This window comes from Winogradskyella sp. MIT101101 (genome assembly GCF_047126865.1).
Taxonomy (GTDB): Bacteria; Bacteroidota; Bacteroidia; order Flavobacteriales; family Flavobacteriaceae; genus Winogradskyella; species Winogradskyella ouciana.
The window spans coordinates 3,380,047-3,397,809 of sequence record NZ_CP138982.1; the positions used below are offsets into that span (position 1 = coordinate 3,380,047).

Here is a 17,763-nt window from a genome sequence, read left to right on the forward strand (position 1 = left end):
AGAACATTATTCCATAAACAGCAAAAATAATCGATGAAATGCAATTTTAATTTTTAAATGATTAATAATCAGGGTGATAAAAAAAAGCTCAATTTTTACAAAAACTGAGCTTTTTTAAAGGGATTTAAATATTTATTATTGTTTAACTATTTGTTTAACAAGGGTTTGGTTTTTGGTTAAATTTTGTATTTTCAAAATATAAGATCCACCTTTTAAATGATTTAATGACGATAGTTTGATAGTTTGATTTACTGATTTTGCACTTTGATTATAAACGGTTCTACCTAATACATCATATATAGTTACTAAAACGTTATCATCAGAGATATTACTTGGTACTATTATATCAATTGTATTACTAAATGGATTAGGGTATATTTTGATATTTTCAATATTATTATTTTCTAAACCTAAAGTTTGATCAAATAAATTAACTGTATAATCCTCAACTTCACCATAAGCAAAAGTTTCACAAGGATCTGTTTGATTTGTGCCTTCATTAGCGTTGTTGTAGTATTTCATAATAACACGCATAACAGTATCTCCTGTTTTTGCAGAATTTGGTACTGTAAACGTATTTGATACTGTTTGTGGGTTAATGTAAGCTCCTGCTTCAAGTATCTTTTCAGCGTTAGTAAATATTCCGTCCTGGTCATAATCTATCCAAACAGAAACCGCTTCATTATACTGAGTAGTTTCCCAATACTTCATAACAGAAATGGTGTTTCCCGTACTACCAATTTCTATGGGACTAAAAATGGAAGAACCTCTGTAATTTGAATATCCGGAAGATGTAGTACCTAGAGAATTGTTAGCAGTTCCATTTAAGCTAACTTCTCCAATATATTCATCATTTATGTTATTACCTTGAGCAGCGCAATATGAAACTACAGCAGTAGTGAAATTTTCTGTCGGTGAATATGCCGATGAATTTGTTCCACAGTTAGAACGTACTTCATATTCGTAATTTGTTTCTGGGTTCAATCCTGTTAAACTATAAGAATCTGAATCTATATCTAAAACTTCCTCCCAAGTACCAGAGCCAACTTCTCTATATCTTAAATCATAACTAGATCCTGTGGCAGAAGACCAGCTTAAAGTAGCAGAAGATGACACTATATTGGTTGCATTTAAACTCCCAGGAACTGTAGGTGTTAAAGGAGTCATCAATACGTCTGCAAGTATTTTAGTTTGATAATTACTAATGGTTTCTGACGATAATGTTACAGATTGATAGCATGGAGCCTCGAAGATAAGGTCGTAGGTACCTCCGTAAATTGGTCTGTAATAGTCACCATCTACATCAGAAACGGTCCATGAACCTAAATCATCATGGCCTACAGCTTTAATAGTTGCTCCTTCAATAGGATTGCCGGTATTGACATCCTTTACCATACCTCTAAAACCATATGTTCCTTGAGTTAAATAATCTAATAATGCCTCTCGATTATAATTCCAGAAATCATCTAACTGATTGGCTGGTGGTTTTTTTGTGTTTGATAATTCAATTGTTACCTCTTTACATTGGTGATCGTGATTCATATAGTCTTGTCGTCCACCATTAACTAAATACCAATCTGCACCGTGGGTAATTCCATTGTTTTCATCATCCATATATCCTGCAGGCCCATCGTTTTGTGCATTATCTCTATATTCTCCAGCTGTTAATATAAACCAAGAGTCATCAGGATGTCTGTCATAAGTATTATCCCAAGGATAGTTTACCAATTCTATACCTCCATGAAAATTTGCAGATATTACAAAGTGATTATCTTCTGCTAATTGCATAAACAATAACGTCTCAGCTTGATAAACTTCACCATCTGTATGTGCTCCACCTAAATTATCTGGGTAGTTTCTGTTTAAATCTACATTGTTGCCGTTACCTCTTCTGGCGTTTGCAACCGAAGTATTATCTGCACTTAAATGATAGGTTCCGTCTGGATTTGCATTAGGATTGATCCAAATTTCTGAACCGTTAACAAGATCTGCTATCCTTGTATGGTCGGGATGTGTGTTGTCTTTGTAAGCCGTTATTATATAATCGATGAGATTTAACATCATAGGATAACCTGCTATTTCATCACCATGCATAGATGATGTATATAATAATTTTGGTTCAGCTTCATCAGTAGAGATATTATCAGAGATCTTAACAAATAGAATTTCCTTATCACCTTGGCCTGTTGTACCAATGCTAAAAAAGTCAACAATGTCTGAGTGCTCAGTTTCAAAATTTTGCATTTGAGAAGCATAGTCTGCATAGGTTGGATAGGCCGTCAAAGGGAACTCTAATGTATATCCTGGCTTCGGAGCTCTTGAAAATACACTTATGTCGTCTGACATTAATCTTTCATTAATATCATTATCTTCTTCAAATACTTTATAGGAGATATTCATTGTCAAGAAGTTTTCAAATTGCTCTTGGTTAGCCCATGCTTTAACTTCTTTTGTATTACTATTAAAGTTTACAATCGTTAAAGTTTTTGATAACGATTTTAGCTGTTCTTTAGTTTCAATTTTGAAATTGAAAGTCAGTTCTCCTTGGGTTTTAAGTAAATTGTCAACTTCTCTTTTTTGAAGTTCTTGAGAGAAGGCTGTTGACAATAGCATACAGGCCAAAAGCCACAAAGTAATTTTTTTCATCAGATTTGGGATTAAATGAAATTTATGTTGAGTGCAATATATAAATTATATTAAAAAAATCTATAAAACGCATAAAAAAACCGATGAAATGCATTTTAATATCAAAATCTACTTATATAATCGTACGCTTAGATATTATTTAATCTGAAAAACTAAAGAGTTAATATTGATTTCACGGTTAATTTCCTTGAGTTATAAATTAGAATACTTAGTAAAACATAACCTAGTTATTAAACCTAATAATTTATGGAGTAGTTTCAATAGAAGGCATAAAAAAAGCCCAACACTTTCGTGCTGGACTTTTACTGCTGTAGCGAGATCGAGATTTGAACTCGAGACCTCCGGGTTATGAATCCGACGCTCTAACCAACTGAGCTACCTCGCCATAATTGCGGCTGCAAATATAAAAACAAATTCAACGACAACAAACATAACAATCCAAAAAATTATTTTAGTTTAAAGTTTTGAATTGTACCATAATTGTATATATTGAGCACACAATAAAATGCGTATATGGAGGACAAAGAAAAATATGAAATGGAGTTTGTTATACAGGCATCTCCTTCACTTATATATCAATATATATCTACACCTTCAGGCTTGTCTGAGTGGTTTGCCGATAACGTTAATTCTCGAGGAGAATTATTTACGTTTATTTGGGACGGTTCAGAAGAACAAGCAAAATTACTAACCAAGAAAAGTGGTGAACGTGTAAAATTTCGCTGGCTCAGTGATGATGAAGATGGTGCAAGCTGCTATTTTGAAATCCGTATACAGGTAGATGAAATTACTAAGGATGTATCTCTTATGATTACAGACTTTGCGGAAGAAGACGAGATAGAAGAAGGAAAAATGCTTTGGGATAACCAAATCTCTAGTCTTAAGCAAGTTTTAGGCTCAAGGTAACAAGTAACTAACTCAACTATTATATCTTTGTCTCGATTTAATTTTAAACTAAATCGGGACTTTTTTTATGATAAATTTTAACGGAAATCTTGTCGCTGAATCAAACTCTAAATTGACTTCAGAAAATAGAGGATATAAATACGGTGACGCTCTTTTTGAAACTTTAAAAGTTGTAAATGGTAAAATCTTCTTTTGGGAAGATCATTACTTTAGACTCATGGCTTCAATGCGTATTATGCGGATGGATATTCCCATGAACTTTACCATGGAATTTCTCGAAGCAGAAATTTTAAAAACTCTTGAAGCTAACACATTGATTGATGCTTCAGCCAGAGTAAGATTAAATGTTGATAGAGGAGAAGGTGGCAAGTATTTACCTGATGAAAACTCGAAAGTTAATTTTAATATAGTAGCTGAACCTCACAATAATCCGTTCTATACAATTGATGCTGATAAACCTTATGTAGTTGATTTGTATAAGGATTTTTTTATGGCACCTGGCTTATTATCGGGTTTAAAATCTAACAACAAATCTATACAGGTCATTGGGAGCATCTATGCTAAGGAGAATGATTTTGACAATTGTTTGGTTCTCAATACCAATAAAAATGTGATTGAGGCACTAAATGGCAATTTGTTCTTGGTAAAAGGAGACAAAATTAAAACACCACCATTGGAGGATGGCTGTCTTAAAGGTGTAATGCGTAAGCAAGTTCTAGAAATTTTGTCCAAGGATGTTAATCTCTATGTAGAAGAAACCTCTATTAGCCCGTTTGAACTACAGAAAGCTGATGAATTGTTTATTACAAATGTTATAAAGGGTATTGTGCCAATATCAAAATATCGTAAGAAGAATTATGGTAGTGATTTTGCTCAGAAAGTAGTGGGAAAACTTAATGCCAAATTGAGGCTGATGTCTTAATTATAACTCGGATTTTCTGGTGCATTGGACCAAATGCTATAATCTCCACCAAGTTCTAGCATCTTTTCGCGCCAAAACGAATTACATGACTTGGCAATAATATCATTGTTGTATATATTTTCAGAAACCAACCAGGCATTAGACTCTAACTCGCTGTCTAATTGTTGTTCTGCCCAACCAGAATAACCCAAGAAAAACCGAATATCATCTTGTGAAATCTTTTGGTTGTTGATCAAATCTAGGACAATATTAAAATCTCCTCCCCAAAAAATACCATTAGAAATCTCTACACTATTTGGTATCAATTCTGGAGATTTATGAATAAAATAAAGATTATCCTGATCTACAGGTCCACCATTGTAAACCGTAAATTCTGATTCGGTACCATCAATAAGATCTTTAAGATTATAATCTAATGGTTTGTTTAGTATAAACCCAACAGAGCCTAGCGCATTATGATCTGCTAAAAGTATCACTGCACGGTTAAAAGACATATCTCCAATAATGGATGGTTCTGCAATTAACAAATTGCCTTTTTCGGGTTTTGTCATCTTAGCTGGCTATTTTCGCTTACTAAATCTATGGTATTTTTGCCATTTAAACAACTTAAACTCCTAAAATTAGAACAAAAAAAAGCCTACTCATTGAGCAGGCTCTGTATTTTTAAGAAAAAATGTCTTAGTTTACTGCGCTACTTAAGTCAGAACCTGCCTTAAATTTCACTACATTTTTAGCTTTAATCTTGATAGTCTTACCAGTCTGTGGGTTTCTTCCGTCTCTTGCCGCTCTTCTAGAAACTGACCAAGAACCAAATCCTACTAAAGAAACTCTGTTTCCTTTTTGTAAAGCTCCTTCGATGTCAATTAACATAGAGTCTAATGCTTTTTTTGCAGCTGCTTTTGTAATTCCAGCATTCTCTGCCATACCATTGATTAAATCTGTTTTGTTCATAAAATTTTAAATTTAAATTGTTAAAAATTCGGTTTTTAATTATGATTCTTAAAAATCCGTACACAAATTTATTAGGAATATTAAGCTACGCAAGTAATAGCAAGGGAAATAAGCGATTTTGTTAATAAGTTATAGCATTTGTTAATAAAGGAATGCATTTTGTCGGATTTTTTACGATACCAACAGCGATAAGGGTTCACAGCAGTTTTGCACTTTTTGAAAATTCAAAACCATTTAAAAGTGATTTTACATCCATTTTTCGCTTTCCAGGAAGCTGAATTTCGTTCACTTTAATATAACCTCCTCTACATGCTACTTTTAACTCGTCCTTCGAAACAAAAATAGATCCTGGTTTATGGCTGTGTTTGTCTAATTCTTTTTCAATACCATATATTTTAATGGTAAGGTATTCCTCATCGCCATTGTCTAAATAGCACCAAGCTGCCGGAAAAGGATTTAAGCCACGTATCTTATTATATATGGAGTCTAAATCTTGTTCCCAATCAATTTTGCAATTATCACGATTGAGTTTATAAGCCGTTTTTAAATCTTCTGACTGTGGCTGAATGCTTGTGGAAACCTCGTCTTTTTCTATTATCTCTACCGTTTTTATGACTAAATCACTTCCAATAGCCATTAATTCATCATGAAGTTCGCCTACAGTTGTATCATCATTAATTTTGGTTTCTTCACTTAGAATTATGGCACCAGTATCAATTTTTTCATCGATAAAAAATGTGGTGACACCAGTTTTTGATTCACCGTTAATAATAGCCCAATGAATAGGTGCTGCACCTCTATACTGAGGCAGTAACGATGCATGAAGGTTAAAGGTACCATATTCTGGCATTTGCCAAACCACTTTTGGTAGCATTCTAAAAGCAACAATAATCTGTAAGTTGGCCTTAAGCGCTCTTAATTCTTCAATAAAAGATTCAGCTTTTAAATTTTTAGGTTGTAGAATATTAAGATTGCGCTCTAAAGCAAACGCTTTGACTGCAGATGCTCTTAATTTTTGCCCACGACCTGCTTTACGATCTGGTGCAGTAATGACTCCGACCACATTGTAATTGTGGTCTAAAAGCCCTTTTAGGGAAGCCACAGCAAAATCTGGCGTTCCCATAAATACAATCCGTAAATCTCGTTTTTGTGTCATTTTAAGGTGTAGGTATTAGCTTGGGTTATTTTAATTTTTTTAATTTCCATTAATTCTGAAAGAGTTTGCAACAATTCTTTTTCGGTACAATTAATGGATTTTAATAATTGTCGCGAAGATAAATCTTCTGCTTGTAACGCTTTTAGAATAAGGTTTGAAATATTAATTTTTGAATCTTTTTCTCTATGTGAAACTTTTGCTGTACAGACAGAGCACTGACCACAAGTTTCTGTGGTTTTTTCGCCGAAGTAGGCGAGCAATTGCCGATTTTTACAAACGGAATCATTCTTTATATAATTAAGGACAGCTTCAACTTGTTTGTGTTTCAATTGATGTTGTTGCTCAATGGTTTTAGCAATGGGATTTATGGCGATATCGTCCTCACGAGGCTTCAGTAATGTGATTTCAGAATCGGTATTTGCCATTTGAAGGCTAATAACCTCGTCTTTCTCTAAACGTTTTAATTGTTCTATAATTCCTTTTTCCGATAGGTTGGCTTTCTGAACAACCAGATTCAGGTTCACCTTTGTTTCATAATCAAAAATGCCACCATAGGTTCGTAACAGGACTTTAACCACAGTATTTAAATCTAAATGTGTTTCAAGATATTGAAACAGTGCAGCATTTGTAGTTAAAAACTGAATTTTGGTTCTAAAATTAAAATGCTGTGTTAAAGCTATTATTGAATTTCTGTCTAACACCAATAGTGCGTTGTAAGTTATGCTAGCATTCAATTGGTATGTAGAACAAAATGTTTTAAAATCGAACTGATGCGTACTATTTTCTCCTTCGCCATAAGCAATCTGAAAATAGTTGCAAAGCTTTATGTAAACCTTCTTTACAAAGTCAACAGAAGGTAATGTGCTCAAAAACTGATTGCGCAAATGATCTTCGTCAATGTGCTGTTTTAAAATAATAGCATGTGCCAACTCTCCATCGCGACCAGCACGACCAGCTTCTTGATAATAACTTTCTAAACTTTCTGGTAAATTGAAATGAATTACTGTTTTTACATTAGCCTTATCAATTCCCATTCCAAAAGCGGTTGTAGCGACCATAATTTGTTTTTGGCCATTTAGCCACTGTTGCAGACGCTCCTGTTTTTCCTTGTTGGTTATACCTCCATGGTAAAACGTTGAAGAAAACCCTTTGGCTTCTAAATAATTATTAATCTCGGTTGTGGCACGTCGATTTCGCACATATATAATGGAAGCTCCTTTATATGTGTTTAAAATATATTCTAGCTGAAATAATTTGTCATCCGTGTGGATAACCTGATAAGCAATATTGGGTCTGGCAAATGATGCTTTAAAAACCTTTGGATTGATAAAATCCAAATTATCAACAATATCATCAATGACATTGTGTTTTGCAGTAGCCGTTAACGCAATGCAGTTGACTCGAGGGTGTAATTGCCTCAAGATTGAAATATTCTTGTAAGCTGGCCTAAAATCATTTCCCCATTGACTGATGCAATGCGCTTCGTCAACAGCAATGAGATTAACCTTCATTTGCTGAATACGTTCTTGTACTATGGGCTGTTGTAATCTCTCTGGTGAGAGATATAGAAATTTATAATTTCCATAGATACAATTATCCAATTGCGTATCCAATTCATTATATGGCATGCCAGAAGTTAACGCAATAGCTTTAATGCCTTTATGTTTCAGTGTGTTAACCTGATCTTTCATTAAGGCAATTAAAGGAGATACTACAATGCAAATGCCATCTTTAATCAATGCAGGTACCTGAAAACATATCGATTTTCCACCTCCAGTTGGCAGTAAGGCAAAAGTGTCTTCATTCTCTAAAACCGAATTGATAATGTCTTCTTGTAGTGGTCTAAAAGAGGTGTAATTCCAGTAGCGTTCTAAAACTTCTATCGGATGCATTACTGAATGTTTAGTTCCTTAAGTATAAAATCAGACCTGTCTTCTATTGAACCAAAAGGCACATCGATAAGTTGATAGCCAAAACGCATATATGTCTTTAATAAATGCTCGTGAATTTCAATGGCTTGTTCAAAATTTTCATAGCGTTCGCTATCACTTGTAAAGATCTCTTGCCAAGGTGCCAAAACAAAAACAAAATCATATGTATTGGCATTGCAAACATCGATGAAATACTGTGGGTATTTGTCACCTATATAATCCATATATGCCAAAACGTCTGGTAAACCTCTGTCTAAAAACACCACAGATTCTGTTGCTTTACCAGCATCCTTAAACTGTTGTAGTCTGCCCTCCAATAATTTTTCACTAAAAAGTAAAGGTTCGGTAAGAAACAATTGTTCAATGCCATCTTTTCTAGCTTGTAAAGTGACTTGTCTGGAGATTTCATCAAAACAGAGAAAACCACGTTCTTTTAAGTGATTGATAATTGAGGTTTTTCCTGTTCCAGGGCCACCAGCTATGACAACTTTTATAGGATTCAAATTGGCAATGTTTTTGCTATATAATAAGTGAATAAAAATAAAGATAAAAATGTAAAGTTAAGTGTATCTTTGCAACTGAAAAATTTTGATATGAATAGTTCTAAAAAAAGTGAGGAATTTTACGAAAAATTAAAATCACAATTGTACGATACAGCCATGTGGCCAACGGAGTATCTGTATAAGTTCATTGTGGTTTCTAAGGGTACGGGAATAAAGGATATTGAAGATTTATTCAATGATTTGGGAGCTGTTATTAATACCAATGAATCCAAGAAAGGAAAATATACAAGTGTCTCTATTAACGTTAGAATGAAAAACCCTGAAGCCGTAATTGAAAAGTATAAAGAGGTTGCCGAAAACGTTGACGGTGTAATTTCTCTATAAAATTTATATATGCTGCTTAAAATTTTGTACTTTGCAGCAAAACCTAGAGACTTCAGGTTTTAAAATTATTTACTACACATTTTACAATTTTGATTGACGATTTAGAATACAACACAGAACGCGAGCATTTAATAATTCCTGAGTATGGACGCCATCTACAAAAGATGATAAACTATGCCAAGTCTCGCGAAACCAAGGAAGAACGAAACAAGTTAGCAAAAGCTATTATTTCTGTAATGGGAAATCTACAGCCGCATTTACGAGATGTGCCAGATTTTCAGCATAAGTTATGGGATCAGCTATTTATAATGTCTGATTTTGATTTAGACGCTGATTCTCCGTTTCCGAAACCTTCAAAAGAAGAGTTAACCGCTCGGCCAGAACCGTTAAAATATCCTCAGAATCATCCAAAATATCGTTTCTACGGAAATAATATTAAAACGATGATTGATGTGGCATGTACTTGGGAGGATGGTGAAATGAAAGAGGCATTGGTTTATACCATTGCTAATCACATGAAAAAGTGTTACCTCAATTGGAATAAGGATACCGTTGAAGATGAAGTTATCTTTGGTCACCTATTTGAGCTTTCCGATGGTAAGATAAACTTAAAAAATAAGGATGAGGATTTAACGGATTCTTCAGACTTAATGAGATCCAAATCCAAGTATAGTAAGAAAAGCGGTCCAAAAAAATCTAAAAAGAAATATTCCAATAATAGAAAACGTTACTAAAACGTATGGGAACATTTAAAATTGAAGGAGGCCACCAACTCAAAGGTAAAATTCAGCCTCAAGGAGCAAAAAACGAAGCTTTACAGATTTTATGCGCAGTTTTATTAACTGACCAAGAAATTAAAATAGACAACATTCCAGATATTATTGATGTTAATAAACTCATTGCTTTATTAAAAAAGCTGGGTGTTAAAATCAATAAATTAGGTAAGGGTTCTTACACTTTTAAAGCAGATGAGGTAAATCTAAAATATTTAGAGTCTGCAGAATTTAAAGAAGATGGTAAGGGTTTAAGAGGTTCAATCATGATTGTAGGACCTTTATTAGGCCGCTTTGGTAAAGGCTATATTCCTAAACCAGGTGGTGACAAAATTGGTCGCCGTCGTTTAGATACACATTTTGAAGGGTTTATAAACCTTGGAGCTAAATTTAGATATAATAAGGAAGATTATTTTTATGGTGTAGAAGCAGAAAAGTTAAAAGGAACTTATATGCTTCTTGATGAGGCTTCTGTAACAGGTACCGCAAACATTGTAATGGCTGCAGTATTGGCTGAAGGTAAGACTACCATTTATAACGCCGCCTGCGAACCTTATCTGCAGCAACTGTGTAAAATGCTTAATCGCATGGGAGCGAATATCTCTGGTATTGGTTCTAATATGTTAATTATTGAAGGTGTTGATAAACTTGGCGGAACTGAACATAGAATGTTGCCAGATATGATTGAAATTGGTAGCTGGATTGGTTTAGCAGCGATGACCAAGAGTGAATTGACCATTACCAATGTGAGTTGGGATGATTTGGGAGTTATTCCGAGTGTTTTCAGAAAAATAGGTATAACGGTAGAGCGTCAAGGAGATGATATCCACATACCTGCTCATAAAGATGGGTATGAAGTTCAAAATTATATAGATGGCTCAATATTGACCATTGCAGATGCACCTTGGCCAGGTTTTACGCCAGATTTATTGAGTATAGTCTTGGTAGTGCTTACTCAAGCCAGAGGAAGTGCTTTGGTTCATCAAAAAATGTTTGAAAGTCGATTGTTCTTTGTAGATAAATTGATTGATATGGGAGCTAAGATTATTCTTTGTGATCCTCATAGAGCTACGGTTATCGGTCATGATTTTAAATCACAACTCAAAGCAACCACAATGACCTCTCCAGATATTAGAGCTGGTGTATCGTTATTGATTGCTGCTCTGTCTGCGAAAGGAACATCCACAATCCACAATATAGAACAGATAGATCGTGGTTATGAAAATATAGATGAACGCTTAAGGGCTATTGGAGCTAAAATTGAGCGTTTGGAAGGGAATTAGCATTTAAGTACGAAGTAATAAATATAAAATAAAAAGTGTAAAGAGAGTTGATTGGGACTCCCTTTACACTCTTTACTTTTCACTAAAATACTGTGTTATTCCATCGAATAGAAAAATTGCTCATTCACAATTTTATCATCATTCACTTCCCATACACCAACTTCCTCCATTTGTTGTCTTCCTCTGTCTTTAAAGGTGACGTCAAAAGTCATTTTAGAGGTAAAATGATTTCCTGCCACAACCGGTTCGCCAATCTCTCCACCATGAAATTCTTCAACATTATCTAACCATTCTTTATTTTTATTCCAGACATTTTGTCTTCCTTCAGTAACTTCTCCAGGCATACCTGGCATTTCTCGGCTTGTTACGTTTTCTGCGTAAAGTTCGTTGACGCATTCTAGGTTTTTACCTTCTGCGCACATTTGGTGCCATTTTTTGGCGACATCCCAAGTACTCATATTGCTTATGGTTTTTAATTAGTATTTTAAATGTACTCAAAAGTTTACCGACTTGTCTTAAAATAATGTTAGGATTATATTAACCCGTTGTGCATTTTGAGTGAATTTCGTTGAAAACAATTGAAATATCAAGCTTTGTGCCTCTTGCCTAAAGGATGAACTTGAAATTTCATCGATATTCCCTTTAGGGTTAGTGCAAAAATCGATGAAATGTTCATAATGCACGACGGGTTACATTTTTAAAAAAGTAAAAGCCCTGAGACTAATCAGGGCTTTTTGAAATTGTTTATTGAAATGGTTATTTCGGTTTAAGACTTGGTAAGTCTTAAAAGTAATAACGATAGATTTTTTTAATTATTATATTAAATAGTTAAAAAGTTAAAAATAATTTATTTAAGGTGTTAATTTAATGCTGATTTGTAAGTTTCCAAACAGCGTTCCCTAGCTTCTTTATGGTCAACCATTTTCTCGGGATAATCCTCGGTGCCATATTCTTCTACCCATTTTTTGATGTATTTTTTGTCCTTATCGAATTTATCGATTTGAGTGGTGGGATTAAAAATTCTGAAATATGGTACAGCATCCACACCAGAACCTGCCACCCATTGCCAATTACCGACATTGCTAGCCATTTCATAGTCATGGAGTTTCTCTGCAAAGTAGGCTTCGCCCCAACGCCAATCAATCAATAGGTGTTTGCACAAAAAACTACCTACTAGCATTCGCACTCTATTATGCATAAAACCAGTTTTGTTCAGTTGTCGCATACCTGCATCCACTAATGGATAGCCTGTTTTACCTTCGCACCATTTTTTAAATTCATCTTCATTATTTCTCCACTCTATTCGATCGTATTTAGATTTAAAAGCATTGTCCTTGGTTTCAGGAAAATGCCATAGAATTTGCATAAAGAATTCGCGCCAAATTAATTCCTGCCAAAAGATTTCGTTACTCTCATTAATCGCTTTTTTAATCATTTTACGTACGCTTACCGTTCCAAAACGTAAGTGTGGACCTAAGCGAGAGGTGGCTTCTTTGGCTGGGTAATTTCGTTTCGCTTGGTATTCTTGGATTAGTGTTGGTGTCACTTCGTAATCTTTGATTTCCTGTGAAGATGTATTAAAACCAATATCCGATAAACTGAGGTTGGGTAATCTGGTGTGTTGAATTAAGTTATCTAGATAATCGTTAGTGTAGTAAATTTTTAAATTATGATCCTTAAATTTTTCTTTCCAGGTTTTCATGTAAGGTGTATACACAACATAAGGGTCTCCATCATTCTTTACGACTTCATCTTTTTCAAAAATTACTTGATCTTTAAAGGTCCTAAAGTCTATGCCATTGTCATCTAATAATTTTCCGATGGCCTCATCGCGTTCTCTTGCATAGGGTTCATAATCGTGGTTTGTATAAACAGTTTCAATATCATAATCCTTAATTAATTCTTTGTAAACATCAATAGGTTTCCCATGAAACATGGCAATACTACTATTATGCTCATCCTGCAATGTTTTGCGCATCTTCTGAAGCGTTTTAAAAATAAAGGTCACTCTGGCATCATCCTCGGGTAAATCATCTAAAATTTCAGAATCAAAAATGAATATTGGTGTAACAGGATACTCTCCCTTTAATGCTTCGTAAAAACCTACGTTATCGTCCAGCCTAAGATCTCTTCTGAACCAGAATATATTTGTTTTATTATTCATTGTTTTTAATTATTCAGATAATGAATTAGTTATTAGACATTTGTCTTTGTTGCATAATAATTCATTTTCAGTACTTTCCAAAGAGTGCTTCTAGCTTCTCAGTTCTGTAATTAAAGATTTCTTCCAATTTAGGCTTTACTAAAATTGGATGTACCATTTGCCCAAGAAAACCCATTGGGACTTTATAATCTATAATATCTTCCATTTCTACACCTCCTTCAATTTCCTTGATGAAATGTTTGTGATGCCAAAGCGCATAAGGACCAAAGCGTTGTTCATCTACAAAATATTTTTTATCCATTACATGCGTGATTTCAGTCACCCATTTGGTTTTTATTCCCATAACAGGCGTTACAATATACTGAATGATTTGTCCGGGAAACATAGGTCTATCAGCACCTGAAAGAATATTAAATCCCATATAATCTGGAGTAATGACTTTTAAATTTTTAGGGTCTGAAAGGAAATCCCATGCTTTTTCAACAGAGATGGGTAAGTTTTGCTTTTTATGTAAGGTGTATATTTTCATTTGGTGTATTTTGTTTTTGACTAGGTTTGGGCTTAGTTATTGAATAGTATATACCCATTTAAAGTGGTTGCTATAAATAGCCATATTATATAGGGTAACAATAGATATTTAGCCCACTTAAGTCTATCGTGTCTAAATGTTATAAAAAAGTAGAGAATAGTAAGAAACAATAGTATTAAAACGATCAATCCTATAGTGATCATTTTTTGATTAAAGAAAAACCAATTCCAGCTAACATTTAAAAGCCAAGAGAATACATAAACTAACCATAGCGAGACTTTTGATCTTTCAATAAAGAGTTCTGCTAGATAATAAGAAAAACACATCATTATTATAGTCCATGCAAAACCAAATACCCAGCCTGGTGGTGTCCACGGAGCTTTATTAAGGTTGGTGTACCATTCGCCAGATACAGCATCACCCATAAACCAATTACCAATGGCAAGCCCACCAAAATTAATGGCTAGAAAGAGGATGAGGTAGTATGCTTTTTTCAAAGTATTATGCTTTTATTTTCTCGATATGTGCGAGGACTTCTTGAGCTTCGGCATACTTCTTATCGCTTTTGGCTCTATTTATAGTCGATAGTTTGTGCCAGTCTGACATTAACTTTTCATACTGCCTTTGTAGCTTGTCTAATTCTGAAGTTTTTTTAAAAAGGCCAAACATATTATCTATTTTAAATGTTTTGTTATACGCGAATTTGTGGGTTTTGTGATGGAGTAGAAGTAGTCTATTAATTCGCCTTCTTCATCAACTAAATATTTCTGGAAATTCCATTTCACTACAGAACTTTTCTTACCATTAATAGCTTTTTTAGTCAACCATTCGTAAAGAGGATGTTGGTTATGGCCTTTTACGTTAATTTTTTGAGTAACAAGAAATGATACACCATAATTAACTTCACAAAACTGTTGAATGTCGTTAGAATCACCAGGCTCTTGTTTTCCGAATTGATTGCAGGGAATACCAATAACGACAAGTTGTTCCCTATAAGTATCATGGAGTTGTTGCAGTTCTCTGTATTGTGGAGTGAAGCCACATTTTGATGCCACATTAACAAACAAGATTTTTTTGCCTTTAAAATCGACTAAATCAATTGGTTGTCCTTGTAAACTGTCTATTTTGATATCATAAATAGGTTTTGACGCCTTTCTAGTTACAGTATTATCTGAAGTTGTTAATGTGCCGACAAATGCTTTTAGTGGATTCATAAATCTATATTTTAAAACTAACTATTCCGCAATCCATTTCAAACACCTGTCCGGACAGTGATGCTGCTTTTTGAGAAAGTAGAAAACCAGCCATATCGGCAACTTCTTGAGGTTGTAAATATTTTTTTAGTGGATGTCGATCGTTCATATTTTCAATCATCCTTTCATTTCTCAAAAGTTTAGATGCCAATTCGGTATCAGTTACCGTTGGAGCTATGGCATTGACTCTTACCGTAGGTGCTAATTCTGCTCCTAATGACTTGGTCAAACCTTCAACAGCAGATTTGGAAGCTGCAACACTAGCATGAAATGGCATACCTAGCTTGGTGGCTACTGTACTGAATAAAACTATAGAAGGGTTATTGCCATTTTTAAGTGATGGCAAATACTTTTGTATTGCTTTAACAGCACCTAATACATTAATTTCAAAATCGTTTTTAAAATCATCAATACTCAAACGATTTATCGGTTTAAGGTTAATGCTACCTGGGCAATATACTAATCCATCAGCACTGTCAATTTCTGGTAGTTCGTCATTTATCACATCACAACTGTAATGCTTTAGGTTTTCAGATTCATTTTCCGGTGGTGTTCTACTGATATTCACCACTTCATCATAAGAAGAAAGCAAAGATGTGACAATTGCATTGCCAATACCTTTGCTTCCTCCAATTACTATTAATCTGCTCATATTGCTTATGCTGCTGTTAATGGACGTCCTTTTAAACGTTTTTCAATCTTTTGTTTTATAACTGTTAAACGCTTCATGAGTTCCATTAATTTTGCGTCTTTCTTCTGCTTGTAAACTTCGTTTACACCAAGAATAATCTCTTTGGCTTCTCTTGCGGCCAAGATTCTGTCACTAGTTGTCTTGAAAGAAAACTTCCTGTTTTCAAATTCAGTTGCTTTTTCTAATATATCCATTTGCTAATTGTTTATATAATTCTGTAATTCAACAATTTTTTCGGGTGTGTTGAAAATTCCACCATAATAAGTTGTAACTGTTGCTGATGTATCATCTTTAACACCTCTAGATGAAACACATAAATGTTTAGCATCAATGATTACGGCAACATCGTCGGTTTCAAGTACAGTTTTAAGTTCGTTTGCTATTTGCTGGGTTAAACGTTCTTGAACCTGTGGGCGCTTTGCGTAATACTGTACGATGCGATTCAGTTTTGAAAGCCCTATGACTTTCCCTGATGATTTGTAGGCAATATGTGCTTTGCCAATTATAGGAACGAAATGATGTTCGCAATTTGAGTAGAACGTAATGTTCTTCTCCACTAACATTTGATTGTACTGATATTTATTATCGAATAACGCTACTTTAGGTTTATTATTTGGGTCGAGGCCAGAGAATATTTCTTCGACGTACATCTTGGCAACGCGGTCTGGTGTGCCTTGTAATGAATCGTCTTTTAAATCTAAGCCCAATACATCCATTATTTCAGAAAATAGTATAGAAATTCGCTGTTTTTTTTCGTCATTGGACATCTCAAAAGCGTTAGGCTTCATAGGTGTCTCTAGACTTGTAAATAAATGGTCATCTCCAATATCTTCAATCGAAAATCCATTTAATTTCTGACCATTTTTAGTGGAAGTTGTAGTATTCATAAAAATCTTTTTAATGTGCTGTCTTTAAGTACTCCAAGCTTAAATCAAAGCACGTGTTAACGTTTACTTATAGAGTTATTTGTTATTGTTCTTTGACGCGTACATTTAAATCTGCCTTTGTCGAATGTTCTTTTTTTAATGTGTTTGGTTGCTCGTCCTTGAACTCGTGCTCTCCACATTCTGAAACTACTAGGTTTCATTTCTCTCCGCATTAAATCAATAATTTCTTGTTCTTTTAAACCAAACTGAAATGTTATTGCTTCAAATGGTGTTCTATCTTCCCATGCCATTTCTATAATACGATCAATATCTCTAATACTTAAATTCATAGACTTTCAGGCATTGCATATTGCATGTCGTATTTAACTTTCTGATCGAGTAACTTATTAAAGAATTTCTTGTTCTCTTTAAACGTTTTACTGTTTCTAAAACGGATAAACCTACCTTGTGCGTGCAGACTAGATCCATTAACCTTATATATTACTAATTGATAGTAAGGAATTATCCAAGTAAAATTTCTTAGCCCTTGATTGATCATCACCAAAATACCCTTAGGCCGTAATTCTATATTAGCATAATTTATATCTGACACTTTGTTCATCATGCTCTGCATATTAGGACTTACTTCTTCTATTATCATCCTTTTAGAGCCTATACCTTTAAGTTTCAATATTTGTACCAAACTAAAAGGACTGCCAATAAGGTCGGCTATAATTTGCCTGTGCTCACTATTATGATGTGTTGTGTTTAAAATCATTACACCGTAAATATACAAAATGTTTAA

At 34.1% G+C, this 17,763-nt stretch carries 22 protein-coding genes and 1 tRNA gene; 5 read left to right on the forward strand and 18 right to left on the reverse strand.

The features are described 5' to 3' along the window. Positions 1–135: 135 nt before the first annotated feature. Together SIB89_RS15180 and SIB89_RS15185 are read right to left on the reverse strand one after the other, a co-directional pair. Positions 136–2,646: a M14 family zinc carboxypeptidase gene (locus SIB89_RS15180; RefSeq protein ID WP_412560441.1), complete on the reverse strand. Its 2,511-nt coding sequence runs from the start codon at positions 2,644–2,646 to the stop codon at positions 136–138. A gap of 311 nt (positions 2,647–2,957) precedes the next feature. Continuing rightward, positions 2,958–3,031 (reverse strand) — tRNA-Met (locus tag SIB89_RS15185). A gap of 128 nt (positions 3,032–3,159) precedes the next feature. Here SIB89_RS15185 and SIB89_RS15190 point away from each other — a divergent pair. Further along, entirely contained in the window at positions 3,160–3,552 is a 393-nt protein-coding gene (locus SIB89_RS15190) for an START-like domain-containing protein (protein ID WP_155089576.1), read from the forward strand. A gap of 67 nt (positions 3,553–3,619) precedes the next feature. After that, complete coding sequence (locus tag SIB89_RS15195) at positions 3,620–4,474, forward strand: aminotransferase class IV (RefSeq protein WP_412560442.1); 855 nt, start codon at positions 3,620–3,622, stop codon at positions 4,472–4,474. Here the strand turns inward: SIB89_RS15195 and SIB89_RS15200 are convergent. From SIB89_RS15200 to SIB89_RS15220, 5 genes are all read right to left on the reverse strand, one after another. Continuing rightward, on the reverse strand, positions 4,471–5,025 hold the full coding sequence (locus tag SIB89_RS15200) for a YqgE/AlgH family protein (protein ID WP_412560443.1): 555 nt from the start codon (positions 5,023–5,025) through the stop codon (positions 4,471–4,473). The genes SIB89_RS15195 and SIB89_RS15200 overlap by 4 nt on opposite strands. A 127-nt stretch (positions 5,026–5,152) precedes the next feature. After that, a complete protein-coding gene (locus SIB89_RS15205; protein ID WP_155089579.1) occupies positions 5,153–5,425 on the reverse strand; it encodes an HU family DNA-binding protein in 273 nt (90 codons plus the stop codon). 196 nt (positions 5,426–5,621) lie between these two features. Next, the gene (gene fmt / locus SIB89_RS15210) at positions 5,622–6,581 is read right to left on the reverse strand and encodes a methionyl-tRNA formyltransferase (protein WP_412560444.1); all 960 of its coding nucleotides are present in this window, start codon (positions 6,579–6,581) and stop codon (positions 5,622–5,624) included. Further along, complete coding sequence (locus SIB89_RS15215) at positions 6,578–8,473, reverse strand: ATP-dependent DNA helicase RecQ (RefSeq protein WP_412560445.1); 1,896 nt, start codon at positions 8,471–8,473, stop codon at positions 6,578–6,580. Before SIB89_RS15215 ends, fmt begins: the two co-directional genes overlap by 4 nt. Further along, on the reverse strand, positions 8,473–9,015 hold the full coding sequence (locus SIB89_RS15220) for an AAA family ATPase (RefSeq protein ID WP_412560446.1): 543 nt from the start codon (positions 9,013–9,015) through the stop codon (positions 8,473–8,475). Before SIB89_RS15220 ends, SIB89_RS15215 begins: the two co-directional genes overlap by 1 nt. Before the next feature lie 90 nt (positions 9,016–9,105). On the opposite strand from SIB89_RS15220, the gene SIB89_RS15225 reads away from it, so the two are divergent. From SIB89_RS15225 to murA, 3 genes are all read left to right on the forward strand, one after another. After that, complete coding sequence (locus tag SIB89_RS15225; protein ID WP_155089583.1) at positions 9,106–9,399, forward strand: DUF493 family protein; 294 nt, start codon at positions 9,106–9,108, stop codon at positions 9,397–9,399. Positions 9,400–9,488: 89 nt separating this feature from the next. Then, positions 9,489–10,133 (forward strand): DUF4290 domain-containing protein, encoded by a 645-nt coding sequence (locus SIB89_RS15230; RefSeq protein ID WP_273289416.1) that lies wholly within the window; start codon positions 9,489–9,491, stop codon positions 10,131–10,133. Between the two features lie 5 nt (positions 10,134–10,138). Then, complete coding sequence (gene murA / locus SIB89_RS15235; RefSeq protein ID WP_412560447.1) at positions 10,139–11,455, forward strand: UDP-N-acetylglucosamine 1-carboxyvinyltransferase; 1,317 nt, start codon at positions 10,139–10,141, stop codon at positions 11,453–11,455. A 95-nt stretch (positions 11,456–11,550) separates the two neighbouring features. Here murA and SIB89_RS15240 read toward each other — a convergent pair whose 3' ends face one another. From SIB89_RS15240 to SIB89_RS15290, 11 genes are all read right to left on the reverse strand, one after another. After that, complete coding sequence (locus SIB89_RS15240) at positions 11,551–11,913, reverse strand: nuclear transport factor 2 family protein (RefSeq protein WP_155089586.1); 363 nt, start codon at positions 11,911–11,913, stop codon at positions 11,551–11,553. A gap of 401 nt (positions 11,914–12,314) precedes the next feature. Continuing rightward, a complete protein-coding gene (locus SIB89_RS15245; protein ID WP_412560448.1) occupies positions 12,315–13,619 on the reverse strand; it encodes a cryptochrome/photolyase family protein in 1,305 nt (434 codons plus the stop codon). Between the two features lie 67 nt (positions 13,620–13,686). Then, positions 13,687–14,148, reverse strand: coding sequence for an SRPBCC family protein (locus tag SIB89_RS15250; RefSeq protein WP_273289421.1), 462 nt, complete (start codon positions 14,146–14,148; stop codon positions 13,687–13,689). A gap of 32 nt (positions 14,149–14,180) precedes the next feature. Next, positions 14,181–14,645, reverse strand: coding sequence for a TspO/MBR family protein (locus tag SIB89_RS15255; protein ID WP_412560449.1), 465 nt, complete (start codon positions 14,643–14,645; stop codon positions 14,181–14,183). A 4-nt stretch (positions 14,646–14,649) separates the two neighbouring features. Further along, positions 14,650–14,817, reverse strand: a complete 168-nt coding sequence (locus SIB89_RS15260) for a Lacal_2735 family protein (RefSeq protein ID WP_155089590.1) — start codon at positions 14,815–14,817, stop codon at positions 14,650–14,652. Positions 14,818–14,822: 5 nt separating this feature from the next. Then, positions 14,823–15,362, reverse strand: coding sequence for a glutathione peroxidase (locus SIB89_RS15265; protein WP_412560450.1), 540 nt, complete (start codon positions 15,360–15,362; stop codon positions 14,823–14,825). A gap of 4 nt (positions 15,363–15,366) precedes the next feature. After that, positions 15,367–16,053: an SDR family NAD(P)-dependent oxidoreductase gene (locus tag SIB89_RS15270; protein WP_412560451.1), complete on the reverse strand. Its 687-nt coding sequence runs from the start codon at positions 16,051–16,053 to the stop codon at positions 15,367–15,369. A gap of 5 nt (positions 16,054–16,058) precedes the next feature. Then, a complete protein-coding gene (locus tag SIB89_RS15275; protein WP_155089593.1) occupies positions 16,059–16,286 on the reverse strand; it encodes a hypothetical protein in 228 nt (75 codons plus the stop codon). Between the two features lie 3 nt (positions 16,287–16,289). After that, positions 16,290–16,979, reverse strand: coding sequence for a GTP cyclohydrolase I FolE (gene folE, locus SIB89_RS15280; protein ID WP_155089594.1), 690 nt, complete (start codon positions 16,977–16,979; stop codon positions 16,290–16,292). A gap of 56 nt (positions 16,980–17,035) precedes the next feature. Next, positions 17,036–17,308, reverse strand: a complete 273-nt coding sequence (locus SIB89_RS15285; protein ID WP_155089595.1) for a TIGR03643 family protein — start codon at positions 17,306–17,308, stop codon at positions 17,036–17,038. Beyond that, on the reverse strand, positions 17,305–17,736 hold the full coding sequence (locus SIB89_RS15290; protein WP_273289427.1) for a hypothetical protein: 432 nt from the start codon (positions 17,734–17,736) through the stop codon (positions 17,305–17,307). Before SIB89_RS15290 ends, SIB89_RS15285 begins: the two co-directional genes overlap by 4 nt. Positions 17,737–17,763 lie beyond the last annotated feature (27 nt).

Coding starts and splice junctions, on each gene's coding strand:
- SIB89_RS15250 (WP_273289421.1), bottom strand. CDS start 14,148: ATGAAAATATACACCTTACATAAAAAGCAAAACTTACCCATCTCTGTT.
- SIB89_RS15270 (WP_412560451.1), bottom strand. CDS start 16,053: ATGAGCAGATTAATAGTAATTGGAGGAAGCAAAGGTATTGGCAATGCA.
- SIB89_RS15225 (WP_155089583.1), top strand. CDS start 9,106: ATGAATAGTTCTAAAAAAAGTGAGGAATTTTACGAAAAATTAAAATCA.
- SIB89_RS15205 (WP_155089579.1), bottom strand. CDS start 5,425: ATGAACAAAACAGATTTAATCAATGGTATGGCAGAGAATGCTGGAATT.
- SIB89_RS15215 (WP_412560445.1), bottom strand. CDS start 8,473: ATGCATCCGATAGAAGTTTTAGAACGCTACTGGAATTACACCTCTTTT.
- SIB89_RS15180 (WP_412560441.1), bottom strand. CDS start 2,646: ATGAAAAAAATTACTTTGTGGCTTTTGGCCTGTATGCTATTGTCAACA.
- SIB89_RS15290 (WP_273289427.1), bottom strand. CDS start 17,736: ATGATTTTAAACACAACACATCATAATAGTGAGCACAGGCAAATTATA.
- SIB89_RS15245 (WP_412560448.1), bottom strand. CDS start 13,619: ATGAATAATAAAACAAATATATTCTGGTTCAGAAGAGATCTTAGGCTG.
- folE (WP_155089594.1), bottom strand. CDS start 16,979: ATGAATACTACAACTTCCACTAAAAATGGTCAGAAATTAAATGGATTT.
- SIB89_RS15240 (WP_155089586.1), bottom strand. CDS start 11,913: ATGAGTACTTGGGATGTCGCCAAAAAATGGCACCAAATGTGCGCAGAA.
- SIB89_RS15275 (WP_155089593.1), bottom strand. CDS start 16,286: ATGGATATATTAGAAAAAGCAACTGAATTTGAAAACAGGAAGTTTTCT.
- SIB89_RS15190 (WP_155089576.1), top strand. CDS start 3,160: ATGGAGGACAAAGAAAAATATGAAATGGAGTTTGTTATACAGGCATCT.
- SIB89_RS15265 (WP_412560450.1), bottom strand. CDS start 15,362: ATGAATCCACTAAAAGCATTTGTCGGCACATTAACAACTTCAGATAAT.
- SIB89_RS15285 (WP_155089595.1), bottom strand. CDS start 17,308: ATGAATTTAAGTATTAGAGATATTGATCGTATTATAGAAATGGCATGG.
- murA (WP_412560447.1), top strand. CDS start 10,139: ATGGGAACATTTAAAATTGAAGGAGGCCACCAACTCAAAGGTAAAATT.
- SIB89_RS15260 (WP_155089590.1), bottom strand. CDS start 14,817: ATGTTTGGCCTTTTTAAAAAAACTTCAGAATTAGACAAGCTACAAAGG.
- fmt (WP_412560444.1), bottom strand. CDS start 6,581: ATGACACAAAAACGAGATTTACGGATTGTATTTATGGGAACGCCAGAT.
- SIB89_RS15195 (WP_412560442.1), top strand. CDS start 3,620: ATGATAAATTTTAACGGAAATCTTGTCGCTGAATCAAACTCTAAATTG.
- SIB89_RS15200 (WP_412560443.1), bottom strand. CDS start 5,025: ATGACAAAACCCGAAAAAGGCAATTTGTTAATTGCAGAACCATCCATT.